Genomic DNA, 16,798 nt, shown 5'->3' with positions numbered 1-16,798 from the left:
TCCGCAACTTCGTCGTCCGATACACTCTTTGCGCTGTCGAGAATGGTCATCCTCCCGTTGATCACATCGAACGCGAGATGCTCGGCCCCGCCGATCTGCGGGCCGATTACCTTATTCAAGATCGCGACCTCCTCGGCGCAATCGAGGCCGGACACCTGAAAACTGCGCCCGCCGGTTGGGGCGGGCGTCGTCGGTGCGATGTCGCCGCACGTTCCGGCGCTACCACAGCAACTGCCGCCGCTTGCCTGGGCATCTTCGGCGTGATCGTGATCGTGGCGGTGGGTGTCGGACGGCATGAACGGACCTCTGGATTCGGGTGCTTTGTCATGACATAGCCCCTACAGTAGCTAGAGCTTCAAGAGAAAAGTTCGGTGGTATTTCCGTTTGTTTTCTTGCTAGACGGTCCGACGACAGCCTCAATCACGGCGTGAGGCATAAAGAGCCGATACTAAGAAAAACAGAAAGGAAAGGAAACTCGATGCAGGTTTTGATGCTGAAGCAAAAAATGATGGTTGCGGTGGCGCTTTTGCTCACGACAGGATGCGCCATCCAGCCGACAGGGCCGAACGACACGGCAGACCAGACGGGCAACGTTCCCGAAGCTGTGGTTGCGATGGCTGCTCCGGATCAGGATGTTGCAACCGCGCGCCTCGTGCCGGAAGACGGCTGCTATTGGTACGAACATAGCGGGCCGGTCGAAACGACGCTGCTGCCGTTGCGCACGGCGAACGGTAATCCGATCTGCGTGGCACGCGAAGCTTGAGGACGCGCCACACGTTGGATCAACGCGCCTCAGACCTACGCACCACACTCAACTTCGCGCGGTGACACTGTCCTCCGCCGAGTACAAATGTGCCGTCGATTCGATCTCAACGTTGGGATAAAGTTCGTTAATGTGAGCCATGACCATCCGCACGCAACCCGAACTGGCTCGACCGCCGATACTTCTCGGATAGGGCGTGCCGTGTATTCGAAGATAAGTGTCGCGGTCTCCGACGTACAGATAGATGGCTCGTGATCCCAAAGCGTTTTCGGGGCCGGGTTCCATCCCGTCGGCCCATCGTGCGTTTTCCGGATCCCGCTCGATCATGTTCTGGGTCGGTGTCCAATGCGGCCACCTCACCTTGCGTTTGATCGTGTAGACCCCAGGCTCATATAGGTTGCCCCGGGCAATGGCCACACCGTAGCGCATTGCGGTCCCGCTCTCCTCGATATGATAGAGATACCGCGCGACCGCATCGACATGGATGTCTCCTGGCACGAGTCCGGGTTTCGCGACCACGCGCTGGGGCAAAAAGCGCGGGTGTAGGCCCCAAGGGTTTGACGTGGCCGGATCGAATCCGGGCGGCGTGACTTGCGCGTCCCATTCAGCCTTCTGTGCCTCGGCGGGCCAGGTATCGGCCAACAGGGGGCTGGAAACAGACGCGGAGAATAGCGCCGTTGTTGTTTGAATGAAGTGTCGTCTTGTCAGCATGTCTTACCCTTTCGGTTCCCACCAGAATCTATGGCAAGAACGGTATCTGTTCACTTTGATTAGATAGGACTTCTAGTGGCTAGAGGTTCAAGGACATATTTTCGTGAAAACACACGATCCTTGTGATCCGCAATTTACCATCCGCTACTACGAAAAGATCGGCGCGCCGCCCAGCCTGACCCGGCCTGTTCCCGAGACCACGGTTGCTGCAGAGTCAGATCCTGTCGAAGCTGGCTATGGAGGAAGGCCATATCGCCCGCTTCGCCTGAGCAGCGAACGGCAGTGTGGTGAACTTTGACTTGCACGGTGACGGGGGCAGGCAAAGCAGCAACGACAAACAGGGCCGCGCAGTGTCCAAAATACCGGGCGTCTTGCTCGCCGCCTTCACCAGTCATCATAGATGGTGAAGGCACAACCGCACGGAAGCGCCGGCCACAGCGGCCTTGCGCACTGGCGAGGAGTATCTCCAAATTCGAGCACCTTGATTGCCAAGGTTCCGGCGGGCTTTGCCTCCTCCTACCGGAACTTTGGCCGACTGGCACGCACCCGTCAGGATACCGAGCGATGACGCTCATCTCTTAGGTCGTGGTGCGCCACATCCGGAACCGGCCCTGCCCGGTCACTTCGCAGATCAAACCCCGCGCTTCCATCCAGACGAGGTTGCGCTGGACGGCGGCGCGGCTGGCACCGGTCAGGGTCTCGGCCATTGGGGCGGAGACGAGGGGCCATTCGGCCAGCACGGCGCGCAATGCTGGTGGTGTCTTGCCAGAGAGCGGGGCCATCATGGTTTCCGCCCGAGCTGACCATGCCTGGATATCGTCGAGGTGTCGCATTGCTGTCAGGCATGCTGTTTCCATTCCCTCGAGCCAACGCTCTAAGCGCTCAGCCGATGGGCCACTGGCGCGCAGCCCCCCTGCCCCGCGTGTAGCCAGAGGCGCAAAGATGGCCCCCCCATTCGAACTCGGGCCTTCGCTGGCGGCAATGCGTGCGGCGGTAACCGCCGCTTCCATCCGGTCGCCCTGTTGCCCGAGGCCCGCAAGGCTCCAGAGGTGAAACCCCATGCAGGCGCGTGTGATCGGGTGCAGGTCGGCGGCTTGCGCCATCAGGTCAAGCCAACCGCCCGCGCGATCCGCAAAGGGCTCGGCTTCATCCGCCATGTTTTCGGGGTCACGGCGATCGAGGAAAGCGGACAGGTCCACCCCTGGGCCGGGACCGCCTGTCAGACGCCGCACTGCCCATCCGACACGCGCGAGCGCTGCGGTGTCGTCCTGCACGCCGGACAAGCGCATGGATATCCAGAGCGCCAGCCGATCCGGGCCAATTCGGTCGCCTGCAAACCAGCTGAGGTCTGCCGCCTCCATCAGCGCGAGCCTGTGCCGCCAGCCCTCCGGACCACGGTGCAGACGGTCATCCAGTGCGCCAATCCGGCCAGCCACACGGGCGAGATGGGCGGCATTGCCTGCCTCTGCCTTCCGCCAATCGTCGAGGACTGCGGTTTCACGCAGCTCTGCCCTCGGTCCGGGCGGCAGATATTCCGGCTCCACTTCCATCGGACCGGGCAGGAACCACAGGTCGTCCTCAGACGCCTCTTCGAGCCCCTCCGCATCCACTAGAGGGTCGTCAAAAATATCATACTGCGTGGAAACTTGAGGCTTCATATGTGCAAAATACGGCACTTTTGCATTTTACCCAAGTGTTTTGTCAGAGTGCGCCTGCATACCTTATATAGCACGCGCGCTCGGTGGTCTGCGAGATTTCTCTGATCGCGCTCAGCGTATGGAATCCAAGGGGTTTTTGATGAGCAGCACCACAGAGAGAGCGGTTGCATTCGTTTACAAACGGTCGTTTAGTAACGGTATATGAAATTGCAAACGGCCGATTTTCATGCCCCTGATAGGCTATGCGCGCGTATCCACAGAGGATCAGACCCCCCTGCCCCAGTCTGAGGCCCTGCAAACTGCGGGATGCGTCGAGATCTTCGAAGAGCACGCCTCAGGCGGCAATCGTGCCCGGCCGGTGCTTGCCCGCTTGCTGGAGCGCATTAGCAAGGGCGACACGCTGGTTGTCGTACGGATCGACCGGCTCGCACGGTCTCTGTCGCACCTTCTCGAGGTGATCGAACGGTTGGAGGCCAAGGGGGCGTTCTTTCGTTCCATTCAGGACCCGATCGACACCGGATCCCCGCAAGGCAAGTTCACGCTGCAGGTTCTGGGCGCCGCGGCCGAGTTCGAGCGGGCGCTGATCCGGGAACGTACCAAAGCAGGGCTGGCGAGCGCCCGTACCAAGGGCCGGGTCGGCGGGAACCCTGGACTGCGGGCCAAAGACCCTGCTGCTCTTCGCAAAGTACGGCTGGCGCGACAAGACGGCTACATGGAGCGTCTGAACGAGACGGCACAAGATTGGGTGCCCCATGTGCGCCGGTTGCGACCCGACTTGGCCTGGGAAGACGTGGTGCGCATCATCAACGGCCCCTTGCCCGAGGCGCGTCGCTGGACCCAAAGCCGTCTCTTGCGCGCTGTGAAGGCCTATGTCGGCGACGGCTTCCTGCCGGCCGAGGTGCTAGCCCGCGCCGGGCGCCGCGAAACCGACGACCGTCTGCCCGCCATCGTCGCCGGCATCAAGGGCGCGGACCCCGACATCACGCTTCAGGCGATCTGCACCCGGCTGGAAGCGATGCGCGAACGCACGCCTCGTGGCCGAACAAGATGGCAGCCGTCTTCGGTGAAAATGCTGTTGGAGCGGGCGGAACGACTTGGCCTCATGCCGTACGAATCGAGCCAAAATCAGATGTAGCTTCTGACCCGAATCCAAAAAATTTCACCGGGAGAAAACTCCGCAGGAGGCAGAAAGTGCCATTAGTTGCTTGGGGTTAGCTGCTAATATGCCAACTCAACAGAGTAGCGGCTCGATTTGGTTAGATCTGCATTTAATATATCTATATCAATGACTTGCTGAGTTTTTTACACGACAACACCTATAGGTGTTGTGGATAACTTTCACACTACATTTAGATTCTTCTTGCCGGACTCACTGGATCGTGGCATTCCCATTCTGACGGCAAAACGCGTCAGACACGCTGTACACCGTCAGAATGACTAAGAGCCTCAACAGAGGCCGAGAGTGGGCGGCAGGACATGGATGATCGTAACATTGGATACACGCAAGGCATAGGCTCTTCCGATATCGGAGCATTTGCCAACAATCTGGCTGAGTCTTTGGATCGCCAGATGAAGATCGCTTTCGAACCCGAAGAACGAAAGTCCCTACGTCGCTTCAGTTCCACCGAAGTCGCCGGCCTCCTGCGCGTAAGCACATCTAACCTGCGCAACCGGCACAAGGACGGCAGCTTCCCGGAAGTGCATACAGACAACCGCGGACACCGGTTCTACACAGCCCAAGAGATTGATGAGTTGCGCGATGTTCTTGGACGCACTGGAAAGAACGCAGAAAGCTACCGCCCAGGTCGACGTGATGGCGATCGTCTCCAGGTGATATCCGTCGTCAACTTCAAAGGCGGCTCATCAAAGACTACTACAACGATTCATCTTGCGCAAAGGTATGCCTTGCGCGGTTACCGCGTGCTGGTCCTAGACCTCGATCCGCAAGCAAGTTTGACCACGTTTTTCGGCTTTCGGCCCGAGCTTGAGTTCGCCGATGGCGGCACAATCTATGATGCTTTGAGATATGAGGACCAAGTTCCTCTCTCGAACGTCATCCAAAAGACCTACTTCCATAAGCTCGACATGGTGCCCGCCGGTTTGATGCTCTCGGAGTACGAAACCGAGACCGCAAACGCTCTCGCCCGTCGCGTACAGCCCATCTTTGCAGAGCGCCTCGCCTTGGCGCTTGAAGAGGTTGAGGCAAACTACGACATCGTCCTGATCGACTGCCCGCCTCAGCTTGGGTTTCTAACCCTGACTGCGCTGGCAGCGTCGACGGGGCTTTTGGTTACCGTGGTACCTGGCATGCTTGACATCGCATCCATGAGCCAATTCCTGAAGCTTGCTTCAGAAACGGTCAAGGCCGTGGAGGAAGCCATCGGTCGGCGTGTCACATGGGATTTTGTCAAGTTCCTGATTACCAGATATGAACCGTCGGACGGTCCGCAGACCCAAATGGCAGGCTACCTGAGATCAATTCTGGCAGGTCAGGTCATGACAGAGCCAATGCTGAAGTCTACGGCGATCTCCGACGCGGGGATGACCCAGCAGACCGTCTACGAAGTCGATCCAAGCCAATTCATCAGAAAGACAATTGATCGCGCCCTGACCAGCGTGAATGGCGTTGGCGATGAGCTAGAGCAGACGATCCAAATGGCATGGGGGCGTCGCTGATGGCCCGAAACATCTTCAACCAGCCTCCAAGGAATGAGACGGAGAGCGGAGCCCCCTCCCCTACCCCGCCAAAAGCGGCAAAGCTGCCGGGATCTGTTGGAGGATTGCGCGACTCTTTGCGCGAGATCACAGCAAACTCGATTCGCGATATCGAACCCGATCAGATTGACATGGATGGGCTGCGCGATCGGTTGGTGCTGGAAGATTCCAGTATCGATGAGTTGGCCGAGAGCATTCGCAAGCATGGCCAACAAGTGCCCATCATGGTCCGTCCATCAGCCCAACCGGACAGATACCGCATCATCTACGGCCGCCGCAGGCTTGCGGCGATCCGTAAGGTCGGTGGAACGGTCAAGGCAATTGTTCGAACCTTGGACGATGACGCATCTCTGATCGCTCAAGGCCAGGAGAACAACCTCAGGCTTGATCCGTCTTTTATAGAAAAGTCTCTTTTTATCAAAGAGATGCAAGAATCCGGGTACAAACCCGGTGTCATTCAAGATGCTCTAGGTCTGACCCGGCAAGGCGTATCCAACCACAGGGTCGTCATAGAACAACTGCCAGACGGTCTTGTTCAACTCATCGGGCCAGCACATGGGATCGGACGACGGCAGTGGGGTGATCTAGCTGCCTTGTCGGTGAAGGTAGATTTGGTGGACATCGCCAAAGAGGCGCTCGCCGCCCTGCCCGACGACACTCCTAGTTCCGAAAAGTTCCAAGCGGTCTATTCGGCTTGCTCGAGCAAAGCACGTAGCGACAAGAAGCCGCCCAATCGTGGGCTGACTTCGGTCATCAATGATGAGAACGGCAGTTCATTGGGCACGCTGACAATCGATGAGAAGGCGATCGCGCTCAAGGTCACCAAGAAGGACAATCCAGAATTCGGCCAATGGCTCGAAGAGCACGCGGAAGCTACGCTTTTGCAACTCTTCGTACAGTGGCGGAATGAGAGAGGCTCTGGGTCCTAACCCAGGCCACACAGAGCAACACGAGCAGAGGAGAAAAGCGAAGACCCGAAAGAAAAGAGCCCCCCAAAGTTTCCCCTGGAGAGCCCTCATCATCTGATTAGCATCTTTGATGTAGCAACCTCCAGCATACCGGTCAAGAGTCACCGATTCGGTGGACTGATATTTTTTGCCTTTTTCCGCGAAAATTCGAGGAAAGAGACGGGGAAGTTGTGGGCCGAACGGTCGTCGTGAACAAGCCATGGCATTTACAAAACTCTCGATCGAAGCCGCAGGTGCTGATGCAACCCGCGGCTCATTTCCCCCATCTGAAACCGACGTCTGGACCATCTTCAGAGCCCTGAGAGATGCACGCAGCGTGTTTGGTCTACGTCCTGGCCACATACAGACACTTCAAGCAATGCTCAGTTTTCTGAAACCTGGCCATGGCGAAACGGTTTTTGCGTCTAACGATTCACTTTGCCAGCGCGTTGGCGGAATCGACGAACGGACACTCCGGAGGCACATCAACCGCTTCGTTGAACTCGGATTCATCAAGCGCAATGACAGCTCGAACCGAAAGCGCTACCGCGTTCGCTCATCCGGCGGGGAGTGCATCAGTTATGGATTGTCTCTCACCCCCCTGCTCCAACGTGCGAGCGAGCTTATAGCCATCGCGCAAGAGATGGAGAATAACCGGCGAGATCGGATATTTGTCCGCAAACAGATCCTTACAAAGCTCGCCCATTTGGAAGAGCACGATCCTAGCAACGCATTCATCAACCACGCACGGAAAGCTCTACGCAGGAAGCTGAGCCTCCCCGAATACCACGCTCTGCTCGCCAATACAGATGCAGAATGCCAGAGTTTGTCTACCCCGGATGACCCGCCTGAAACTATGGAATTGCCCGCCAATGACGGACAAACTGTCCGGCATCAATCTAAGTCTGAAGAAGAAAAAAAAGATTTAGATAGCAACATAGGCCTTGAGGCCCTGAAACCAGACTTGCTGACCTCAGTCTGCGATCAGGCGACATCGTTCTCCACAGAGAGACTTAGAAACTGGTTGGACATTGAAAACCATGCTCGAACACTTGCACCCATGATGGGCATTCACCCAGAGACTTTCGAGAAAGCCAAGAATGCTGTAGGAGCTCAGAAAGCGTCATGCGCGATCTTCATCATGCTACAGCTTGGAAAACGCATCAGGGATTTTGCAGCGTATTTTCACAGTATCACCCTGGGTCAAAGGCAAAACCAATTTGATCCATTAGCTTTGATCAAGCGACTGTCCGAAAACAATGAGCGAACTGTCTAATGTCCACCGCGGTGGACTTCGAACGAGAATCGGCGCTTGTGGCAACCAAAACTGTCCAAACGCACATAGCGGCGCGTGGTGGTTCTTCAGTTTATCTCAGACCAGCAGATGTCCACCGCGGTGGACAAGTGACACATGAGCAAGCCTTGATGAAAATCTGGCCGCCCATGGAAGAAATCGGCGGCCAGGCATTACACCCTAAATGCCTAAAGTTATTGTGGGAGGTCACCGTCTCCAAAGAGGTTTGGAAAGAGCCGCTCTCGATAATCCAACGGAAACGCCAACCGAACCGGCGTCTTCGGCGAGGCGGACCTCAGGTATCCGGCGGCGGTCAGTTTACTCAGCGTGTTGCGAGCAGTACGCTCGGACGTCTTGAGCACAATCTGCGCATCGCCTCGTTCCAGTGCCCCATGCCGAAGAACCGCCGAGATTAGTTCCGGCGCTCGCTTGTCATCGATGGTATCTGCAACAAGACGACGATACCGTTGGTCTAGTCCGCCGAGATCGAACAATCTTGCTGAGAAGGTGATCTGGTCGAGCGTCACCTTTAGGAACCATTCACTAAACGTCTTCAGTGCCGCTTCTGACAGGTTCCCCCGTCCGTCGCGGTCTCCGCGGCGTGGACTGTCGGCCAGATCCATCATCCGTTTGTACTCGCCCCGATCGGTTAGCCCGCGGGCCAGCCCACGTGATACGGACCAGAGCCCTTGGCCACCAATCCCCGCTGTGAGGGCCATGGCATGAGACATCAGTCTGCTGACACGGCCGTTACCATCCGGGAAAGGGTGGATGTAGTTGAGCCGGTGATGCGCAGAGGCGATCGCGATGATCCGTCCGCTCGAAGACCGCGCCGCAATCTGAAATCGTTTGTCGAAATGGTCCATGAATGCCGCGACGCGCGACGATGAAGGAGGTAGGTGGCGCCCGACCGCAACTTCCCGATCATCATCCTGGCGCATGCGTCCCGGAACGATGGGCTCTTGTGTGCCGTCGGGATGTTCGATGACCCGAAACTCATCCGGCATCTCGTCGTAGAAGCTCTTATGGACCCAAGTCAGGAATTCGACGGATGTGGGGCGGGGCAGGGTGCCCTTGCGATGCATCTCGTCGATGGCCCGTTGAACGATGACGTGCGCCCGGGCCTCAAGGGCGAGGGGACGGGTTTCTTCCTCAAGCTCGGCGCCAGCCAGCGCCCTTTCGATGTCGCGGGGGCGCGTGTTGTGTCCTTCGATCAGGTTGGAGTAGTAGCAGTTCATCACACGGACGAGATCGGCAAGTTCGGCTGCGCTGTCAGGATGCAACCCTTGTCCCAGCCCGGTGGCTTCCCTCTGGATGTCGACCGAAAGGTCTGCCAGTTCTGTCGGAATATGCTCCTCGAAGAAGCAGGGTTCGATCCTGGCGGGTGTTTCCAGCATTTTGCCGATCTTCCATGTTTGCAAAGTAATTGAAAAATAAACACATTTTGTACTTTTAAGCAAGGTTTTGCCGATATGCGTTGCCGATCTTGGTTGCCGATCTAGAATTGCTGCATGAAATCAATGGCTTCGGCAGATGTGCCGGGCTTTTCGGTTTTGTTGTGTGCCCAAAGGGGCCGAAAAAAGAGAAAGTGTTCTTCGGGTTTTGTGACTGACGGATGAGGACCTTTGGGGTCCCTCAGATGGGTCCGGGCCGGATTCCGGTCTGTCTTTCCTGATGAAGGGCATTCCCATGCAAACAGGTGTCTTGCGCGTGCTCCGCGCAACCGCTGCCTCGTGGTGGCGGCATAGAGAGTTGCGCCGAACTGGCCAGACGTTGCTGGCACAGCGGCTCGAACGCCAGACCGTCCTGCGTGATCTCGGCTATCTGAAGCAGGCCGCGTCATTACCAAACGCGCATGTGATCTGCGGAGAGGGCGGGACATTCATCCATCTCGGCTGGACCACCGTTTCGACCTTCGCGCTGATCGAGCGCTTTCCCTTGGCCACTCTTGCGGTCGCACGAGGAACCCCGTTCATCGATATCCGACCCATCAGTGACGTCATCGCCTTCGCGAACTTGCCGTGCGTGGCGCGGGACGGATCGGTTGACCCTGAACCTTCGGGTTCCGGCAAGTCCGTCTCGCTGACCACCTACATCGACATGGTCGAAGGGCTCGGCGCGAGGATCCTCAACGATCCGCGGTCCCATCAGTCAGCCTGATCACCACTTACTCTCACCAAAACTCGAAAGGAGGCCAGCCATGGCCCGATCCCGCACGCCCAAATTCGATGCCTCCGAGGTCATCACAAACGAAATCATCCGCATCATCGAGCGCGGCGTCCTGCCGTGGCGCAAGCCATGGACCGCAGGTGGCAGCTCTCGTCCCCTGCGCGTGGGCGGAGAACCCTACCAGGGAGTGAACAACTTCCTGCTGACGATGCGGACCGTGATGGCGGGCCACAGCTCTCCCTTCTGGATGACGCTGCCGCAGGCCAATGCGTTGGACGCAAAGGTCCGCAAGGGCGAGAAGTCCTCTGTCGTCGTTTACTACGGTCAAAGCCGGAGAGACGCCGGCGATGAGCATGTTCACAGCGACGGGGATGATCACTCCGAGGAAGCCCGTATCTTCCGCTTCCAGAAATCCTACCGTGTGTTCAATGCCTGCCAGATCGAGGGCTTGCCCGACAGCTTCTACCCTGACCCGGAGCCCGTGCCCGAGCATGCGCCGTCCGAGCCCATCCCGCACATGCAGACCTTCTTTGATGCGATCGACATCACAACCGTCTTCACGGGCACGGAGGCGTACTATTTGCCGCCCGTGGACAAGGTCTACATGCCGTCCATCACGCGGTTCCAGGACCCGCGCAATTTCTACGGGGTCTGGGCCCATGAGCTGGCCCATGCCACGAAAGCCCCGCATCGGCTGAACCGTGATTTCGGGTTCTCGAAGTTTGGCAACACGTCCTATGCGCGCGAGGAGATCGTCGCGGAATTGACCTCGGTGTTCCTGGGTCAGACGCTCGGCTTCACGGCGCATACGCTCGAGATGAATGCCGCCTACCTCCACAACTGGTTGCGCGTTCTTCGGTCGGACAAGGGTGCGATCTTCAAGCACGCCGCGGATGCGCAGCGCGCCTGTGACTATCTGATCGCACAATCTGAGGCGGGTAGGGCAGGGCGCAGTGCCGAGGCCGCCTGACCACACGGAGAACGGAGACTCGCATGTCACGCAAGGAACCCAAGACGCTGCGGGTGGCCTGCTTCGAAGACGGCCGCCGCAAGATCATCACCTTCAAACGCGGTGCCTATTGGTGGAGCCCGTCCGAGGGCGCTTACCCGCTCTCGGCGGCACTCGAGAGCATCAAGGAACAGGGCGGCTGGATCGAAACCATCCCCAACCCGAACTACAGAGCCAGAGGGCTGTTCGGGTAAGGCGCCTTCTGCTTCGGTCCTTCCGCCAAGCAGAAAAGTGAAAGCGGGCTTTGGGAAGGGTGTTTCAACTTCTCAAAGGAGATCCCATGTCCATGACCGTTCAATCCCAGCCAGACCGTCCGGATCCGACCGTGATCGCGGCGCAAAACGACGCGTTTCGCAAGCTCGCGTGCCTTGGAGTGGCGCCCGCGCAGCCCACCCAGGGCCGAATGCATGTCACCCGCTCGCTTATGGAGGCCGGTGACGGCTTCATGGCCGAGGCGGTGAAGGCCACCGGTGCGTTCGATACATTCGAGCCTGAGAATGATCCCGAGGGATGGCACGATTTTGGCGCGGTCGAGATCCGGGGCGAGACCGTGTTCTGGAAAATCGATCTCTATGAGGCAGATTCGGATTTCCGCTACGGGGCCGAGACCCCGGACAATCCTGCCACAACCATGCGCGTGCTGACCATCATGCTGGCGCGTGACTGGTAGGGTAGGAGGGCTTCCCAAAGTGTCGATCTGAAAACTCAAGGCCCACTGACCCCTCAAAGGGAAAGTGGGCCTTTTGTCTTGGTGATCCCTGAAGCCGGGGATTGGTCACGCGCGTGAGCGCGCGGGCCACACCTCACCCTCCTGGAAGGATATCCCATGACCACAAGCTTTGCTCCCCTTACCGTCGCCATCGGCGATCTGATCCCGCATCCCGCCAATGTGCGCAGCAACGCGCCGGAAACCTATGACCCCGAGAACATCGCGCATCTGAAGGCCAGCATCGCTGTGCTGGGCCTGCTCCAGCCGCTCTTGGTCCAGAAGCTTGACGGCAAATATGCTGTCCTCGCCGGTGGCCGACGCCATGCTGCGCTGAAGGAGCTGGTCGCCGACAAGGCCACCAAGGGGTTCATGGCGAAAACCAAGGTCGACTGTCGCCTTGTCCCAGACGACTGCGACGTCACCACGGCGCTGTCGCTCGCCGAGAACATCACCCAGGCACCGATGAATGCCATCGACGAGTTCGAGGCTTTCGCCCGGATGATGGAGGTCGACAGCCAGACGCCCGAGACGATCGCAAAGACCTTCGGCGCCACGGTGGCGGCCGTGAAAGGCCGGTTGCGTTATGGCCTTATCCACCCCGACATCCGCGCCGCAGCCCGGGGCAAGGTGATCACGCTCGACACGATGAAGGCCTTCGCCGAGCACCCGAGCCAGGAGGCGCAGCGCGAGGTCTTCGAGGCGCTCACGAAAGACGGCGGCTATCTGCAGGCCTACACCGTCCGTCAGGCCCTCAAATCCCGCGGCGTGCAGGTCAGCGATGATATTGGGGCCTTTGTGCGCGCGGACTACGAGGCGCGGGGCGGTGCTGTCGCGGCTGACCTTCTGGAAGAGCATTCCGTGCTTGAGGATGCAGCACTGGTCGAGACCATCCTGCTCGAGAAGCTCGGTGCCGCCGCCGAAGAGGCCCGTATGAGGCTGGGCTTTGCCTGGGCCGATGCGATGGTCCGCTATGATTACGCGACCATGGCGGACTATGGCCGCGTCTATCCCGGCCCGATTGAGCCGGATGAAGCGGCCCAGAAGCGCATCGATGAGATCACCGCAGAACTCGAGAAGCTGCAGCTCGAGATGGAGGATGAGGGGCTCGAGGACGGTGCCTACAATGCCCTTTACGAGCGCGTGGACGCCTTGGAAGAAGAAGTGCGCGATCTGCAGGAGGCCTACAGCGCCGAGGACCTCGCGCGGTCCGGGGTGATCGCGTCGTGGCAGGGTGGGCAGGTCACGCTCCATGTTGGCCTCGTCCGCCCCGAGGACACCGTGAAAGTGGAAGGCGCGCGCGGCTCGTCGGTCAACCCGACGGGGGAAGAGGCACCGGACGCCGGCGAAATCACCTATCCAGCCTCGCTGGCTGAGGACCTCAAGACCGAGCGGGCCATGGCCCTTGGCGCCGCGATGGCGCTGCATCCGGAAGCCACGCTCGATCTGACGCTCTTCAAGCTGGTCAGTGACGTTCTGGCCAGCGGAATGAGTGTCACGCAGGCGATCAAGATCGATGCCCGCAAGGAATACCGCAGCCATGCCAAGATGGACGAGATCGACGAGACCTCGCTCGAGCAGGTGGCGGCGGCGCATGATGCGCTTGATCTCTCCTGGCTCGATGACACCCGCGCGCCCGCCGATCAGTTCGCGGCGTTTCGCGCGCTGGAGGCAGGCGAGAAGGCCAAGCTCGTGGCCTATGCCACCGCCAGCACCACGCAGTCCTGCTTCGCGCGGGATCCTCGGCGCGACAGCCTGATGCATGCGTTCGAGATCGAGATCATGCCCGACATTCGCGCATATTGGACGCCGAATGCGGCGCTCTTCAACCGCTTCAAGAAGGCCTGGCTCCTGAAGATTCTCGGCGAGGATCTGGGTCTCGCCCAAGAGGCGGTGACGCTCGCCTCGTCGAGCAAGAAAGAGATCGTCGCCTTCTGCGACAAGCTCTTCGCCGAGCCTTTCGCCACACTCACGGACGCGCAGCGCGCTGCCGTGGCCACCTGGTGCCCGCCCATGATGCAGACCGCCGGTGTCGCCTGTGATGAGGCGGAGCCCGCTGCGGAAACCCCCGAGCCTGACAGCGAGGTCGCGCAAGCGGCCTGAGTCCTCACGCGACTCGCGCGAGGCATTCCCCGCGCGGGTCGACCCTCCCACACCCAACCGAAAGACATCCTCATGGCTATTCTCAAGTTCTCTGCGTCCGCTGTTGCGGAACAGATCGCCCATGCGCGCGCCTGCAAAACCTTCTTGCCCAACTGGAACGGGCCCGTGGACAGGCCCGCCCTGATCCTCATCGTCGGCAATGGTGTGCATCTGCGCTCAAACGGCATCGATGGCACGACCACCCGTATCGTCACCACCGAACAGGCCGATCCCTCCTTCGCTTTCGCCGACGGCATGAACCCGTTTCGGGACACCGACTGGATGGCGCAGCGCCGCATGGCGTTTCGCGATCTGACCGGCCAGTTCTATACCGACATCCTGGATGACGTGCAGGTGCTCATCGACCGGGGGCGGGGGGCGATCCGGCTCGCCACCGATGGCCACAGCATCCGCGTCTTCGTGCGCCGGGCCTCGGATTATCTCATCGGCGGGACCTACGAGGTGCCGTCAGGCCTCGGCGGCACCTTCCGGGTCATCCTCAAGGATGCCTGCGACACCTTCGCGATCGTACAGAACTGCGGCAATTGCGAGGATTTTGACGCCATGCAGCCCTACCGCGTGCCGCTCGATGCGCTGATGGAAATCGATGACCGGAGGGCGGCGTGATGGGTTGGCTCTTCTACACCGACGGCCGCGTCCAGACCTACGCGGATGAGAAAGCGGAGATTGCTCGGCTGTGCACCTTCGAGGGCGAAAGGCGCAAGACGGAACTGGTCAAAGCCTGCAAGGTGGGTTCGACTTGGTACGCGGCGGCAAAGGTCACAAATATCGACGGCACCCCTGTCGAAGACACGACCTATGTCACCGATGCGGATGGCTCCATCACTTTCGCCGCCGTATTCCTTACCCGATATGATGACGGCTGCTGGGGCTACAAGGACATGGAGGAAAGCGCGGGACCGGTCGAATCCCGCGCGCCACTGAGCCTATTGGCCCTGCTGTCCGAGCTGAAAGACCCAGACAGCTATGCTCATGCCTGGCGCCAGCGCTGCCAGGACTGGGCTGCGATCCCGGACTACGAGGAAGGCGACAAGATCAAGCTCGCCACCCCTGTGACGCTCACCGATGGCAGTACCTGCCAGATTGTCACCGCGACCCACTACAGGCGCGGGCGGCAAAAGCGCCGCTGCTACCGCATCGAGGAAACTGGTGGGCTCGTACGCCTGTCGAAGGCCTCGCTTGCGGGCTCGGAGCTGCTCAGCTCCACGAAAGGTGCGGCTAGCCCGGTGCTGGCGGAGTTCCTGGCGGGGCGAAATTAGGTCCTGCGCCGGACGGTTCATCGACCTGCCCGGCGACAGCAGATGCTGCGGCTTGTCTTGACAAGGCAATGCAAATGCATTACCTATCGCGGGCAGCAAAGCCCCTTTTCTTCAGGAGACTGCCATGACAGCCCTCGCACAAGATGTCTCGAAACTCACGGATCGGTATCAGACGACCGTGCCGGCGGGTGTGCGCAAACAGCTCAAGCTGGGCAAGGGCGACCAGATTCGTTACTGCACCGAGCCGAGTGGCAGGGTCTATATCGAGCCCGTGCGCAGCGACGAGGAAGATCCCGTGCTCGGAGCCTTTCTCGATTTTGTCGAGGCCGATATCAAGGCGCATCCGGACCGCATTCGGGCTTTCGATGGGGCTTTGCATGACCGTCTTGCAGCACTGGTCGGAGACGTTGATGTCGATCTCGATGCGCCGCTATCGCTCGAGGATGAATGAGCGGCGATAGCGTGCCCGCCCAAGCGCCCCTTGTCGTGAATGGATGGTCGATTTATGCGCACCCACTCTTTCTGGACCAGCTCGAAGGGCTGGTCGAGGAGGTAGAGGCGCGTAAGGCTCGCGATCCCAAGACCTGGCACAAGAAAAACCCAACGAAACGGCTGGCCGCCATCTTCAAGCTGGTCACCGAGGCCATACCTGCAGATCCGGGTGCCGCCGCTTTCCGGCAAGGCGGCACACTAGGCGATCACCGCAAGCACTGGTTCCGGGCGAAATTCTTCCAGCAGTATCGGTTGTTCTACCGGTTCAACAGCGATGCGAAGGTCATCGTGGTGGCATGGGTGAACGACGACAAGACCCTGCGCGCCTATGGCAGCAAGACGGATGCCTATGCGACGTTCAAAGGGATGCTGGAAGATGGCAACCCACCTGACAATTTCGACGCGCTCTTGAAAGAAGCTGCAGCGGCAGGCAAGCGGTTCGAGAAATCCCTTGAAGCGGTGCCCGATCGGTAAGTGGGCCAGCTTGCTATGACCCTTTGGCAACATCATTTACGACGCCACGCTCGAAGATGTAGCATCGGCTGATAATGCGGTCGGAGAAAGCACAATGAATGAGACGGAAAAGGATAGGCAGCACCTCGGTCTAGAGGAGCAATGCGCGCCTGACCTGACGGGGCACCGTTTCCCAATTGCTGTGCGCGTTGCAGACATGCCCGATGACCTCGGCAAGCTGCTGGATATCGGGCTCGAGGAGCATTTCCGTGGCCGCTGAAGCGAATTCTTATGACACGTGGTTTTGCGCGCAGGTGCAGGCCACGCTGGAGGATGCACGCTCGGGAACATCTCAGGTTCAGGTGATGCAGGCCGCACAGGCATTGATTGATGCGAAGCGGCAGGTCGAACCCAAGTCCTGACCAAGCCTTGGAGGTCAGCGCGGTCTGACTACGTCAC

At 59.4% G+C, this 16,798-nt stretch carries 20 protein-coding genes and 1 pseudogene; 17 read left to right on the top strand and 4 right to left on the bottom strand.

Annotation, left to right across the window (positions count from 1 at the left end; genetic code table 11):
• Positions 1-296, bottom strand: a pseudogene (locus OO25_RS21065) (cation-transporting P-type ATPase); the annotation flags it as partial.
• Between the two features lie 182 nt (positions 297-478).
• Between OO25_RS21065 and OO25_RS21060 the strand changes: the two are divergent.
• Positions 479-763, top strand: a complete 285-nt coding sequence (locus OO25_RS21060) for a hypothetical protein (RefSeq protein WP_040182668.1) — start codon at positions 479-481, stop codon at positions 761-763.
• A 48-nt stretch (positions 764-811) separates the two neighbouring features.
• Here the strand turns inward: OO25_RS21060 and OO25_RS21055 are convergent, their stop codons facing one another.
• Positions 812-1,474 carry a L,D-transpeptidase gene (locus tag OO25_RS21055; RefSeq protein WP_027238623.1) on the bottom strand — a complete coding sequence of 221 codons (663 nt, stop codon included), beginning with the start codon at positions 1,472-1,474 and terminating at the stop codon, positions 812-814.
• Positions 1,475-1,577: 103 nt separating this feature from the next.
• On the opposite strand from OO25_RS21055, the gene OO25_RS22870 reads away from it, so the two are divergent.
• Positions 1,578-1,772 (top strand): hypothetical protein, encoded by a 195-nt coding sequence (locus OO25_RS22870; protein WP_123618725.1) that lies wholly within the window; start codon positions 1,578-1,580, stop codon positions 1,770-1,772.
• 280 nt (positions 1,773-2,052) lie between these two features.
• Here OO25_RS22870 and OO25_RS21050 read toward each other — a convergent pair whose 3' ends face one another.
• Positions 2,053-3,132, bottom strand: a complete 1,080-nt coding sequence (locus OO25_RS21050) for a hypothetical protein (protein WP_040182667.1) — start codon at positions 3,130-3,132, stop codon at positions 2,053-2,055.
• A gap of 226 nt (positions 3,133-3,358) precedes the next feature.
• Between OO25_RS21050 and OO25_RS21045 the strand changes: the two genes are divergently transcribed.
• From OO25_RS21045 to repC, 4 genes are all read left to right on the top strand, one after another.
• Positions 3,359-4,267 (top strand): recombinase family protein, encoded by a 909-nt coding sequence (locus OO25_RS21045; protein ID WP_024099421.1) that lies wholly within the window; start codon positions 3,359-3,361, stop codon positions 4,265-4,267.
• 341 nt (positions 4,268-4,608) lie between these two features.
• Positions 4,609-5,808 (top strand): plasmid partitioning protein RepA, encoded by a 1,200-nt coding sequence (repA, locus tag OO25_RS21040; RefSeq protein WP_024099294.1) that lies wholly within the window; start codon positions 4,609-4,611, stop codon positions 5,806-5,808.
• The gene (gene repB / locus OO25_RS21035; RefSeq protein WP_024099295.1) at positions 5,808-6,776 is read left to right on the top strand and encodes a plasmid partitioning protein RepB; all 969 of its coding nucleotides are present in this window, start codon (positions 5,808-5,810) and stop codon (positions 6,774-6,776) included. The genes repA and repB overlap by 1 nt, the downstream gene beginning before the upstream one ends.
• A gap of 238 nt (positions 6,777-7,014) precedes the next feature.
• Complete coding sequence (gene repC, locus OO25_RS21030; RefSeq protein WP_024099296.1) at positions 7,015-8,070, top strand: plasmid replication protein RepC; 1,056 nt, start codon at positions 7,015-7,017, stop codon at positions 8,068-8,070.
• 212 nt (positions 8,071-8,282) lie between these two features.
• Here the strand turns inward: repC and OO25_RS21025 are convergent, their stop codons facing one another.
• Positions 8,283-9,485: a Fic family protein gene (locus OO25_RS21025; protein ID WP_024099297.1), complete on the bottom strand. Its 1,203-nt coding sequence runs from the start codon at positions 9,483-9,485 to the stop codon at positions 8,283-8,285.
• 292 nt (positions 9,486-9,777) lie between these two features.
• Here OO25_RS21025 and OO25_RS21020 point away from each other — a divergent pair, with 292 nt between their 5' ends.
• The 11 genes from OO25_RS21020 to OO25_RS20975 all read left to right on the top strand — a co-directional run bounded on the left by OO25_RS21020 (position 9,778) and on the right by OO25_RS20975 (position 16,761).
• A complete protein-coding gene (locus tag OO25_RS21020; RefSeq protein WP_024099298.1) occupies positions 9,778-10,248 on the top strand; it encodes a hypothetical protein in 471 nt (156 codons plus the stop codon).
• A gap of 40 nt (positions 10,249-10,288) precedes the next feature.
• Entirely contained in the window at positions 10,289-11,227 is a 939-nt protein-coding gene (locus OO25_RS21015; protein WP_040182665.1) for an ArdC family protein, read from the top strand.
• 23 nt (positions 11,228-11,250) lie between these two features.
• On the top strand, positions 11,251-11,460 hold the full coding sequence (locus tag OO25_RS21010; RefSeq protein WP_040182663.1) for a DUF6330 family protein: 210 nt from the start codon (positions 11,251-11,253) through the stop codon (positions 11,458-11,460).
• A gap of 86 nt (positions 11,461-11,546) precedes the next feature.
• Positions 11,547-11,936: a DUF3768 domain-containing protein gene (locus tag OO25_RS21005; protein ID WP_024099302.1), complete on the top strand. Its 390-nt coding sequence runs from the start codon at positions 11,547-11,549 to the stop codon at positions 11,934-11,936.
• Between the two features lie 156 nt (positions 11,937-12,092).
• Positions 12,093-14,075, top strand: a complete 1,983-nt coding sequence (locus tag OO25_RS21000) for a ParB/RepB/Spo0J family partition protein (RefSeq protein ID WP_024099303.1) — start codon at positions 12,093-12,095, stop codon at positions 14,073-14,075.
• A gap of 72 nt (positions 14,076-14,147) precedes the next feature.
• Positions 14,148-14,741 (top strand): hypothetical protein, encoded by a 594-nt coding sequence (locus OO25_RS20995; protein ID WP_024099304.1) that lies wholly within the window; start codon positions 14,148-14,150, stop codon positions 14,739-14,741.
• Complete coding sequence (locus OO25_RS20990; RefSeq protein WP_024099305.1) at positions 14,741-15,394, top strand: hypothetical protein; 654 nt, start codon at positions 14,741-14,743, stop codon at positions 15,392-15,394. The genes OO25_RS20995 and OO25_RS20990 overlap by 1 nt, the downstream gene beginning before the upstream one ends.
• Before the next feature lie 124 nt (positions 15,395-15,518).
• Complete coding sequence (locus OO25_RS20985; RefSeq protein ID WP_005668772.1) at positions 15,519-15,845, top strand: type II toxin-antitoxin system PrlF family antitoxin; 327 nt, start codon at positions 15,519-15,521, stop codon at positions 15,843-15,845.
• Positions 15,842-16,360 (top strand): type II toxin-antitoxin system YhaV family toxin, encoded by a 519-nt coding sequence (locus OO25_RS20980; RefSeq protein WP_024099306.1) that lies wholly within the window; start codon positions 15,842-15,844, stop codon positions 16,358-16,360. The genes OO25_RS20985 and OO25_RS20980 overlap by 4 nt, the downstream gene beginning before the upstream one ends.
• A 94-nt stretch (positions 16,361-16,454) precedes the next feature.
• Positions 16,455-16,619 (top strand): hypothetical protein, encoded by a 165-nt coding sequence (locus tag OO25_RS23055; protein WP_009819683.1) that lies wholly within the window; start codon positions 16,455-16,457, stop codon positions 16,617-16,619.
• Complete coding sequence (locus OO25_RS20975) at positions 16,609-16,761, top strand: hypothetical protein (RefSeq protein WP_024099307.1); 153 nt, start codon at positions 16,609-16,611, stop codon at positions 16,759-16,761. Before OO25_RS23055 ends, OO25_RS20975 begins: the two co-directional genes overlap by 11 nt.
• Positions 16,762-16,798 lie beyond the last annotated feature (37 nt).

Source organism: Phaeobacter sp. S60 (assembly GCF_000826845.1).
Taxonomy (GTDB): domain Bacteria; phylum Pseudomonadota; class Alphaproteobacteria; order Rhodobacterales; family Rhodobacteraceae; genus Phaeobacter; species Phaeobacter piscinae.
This window is presented reverse-complemented; position numbering and strand designations above follow the sequence as displayed.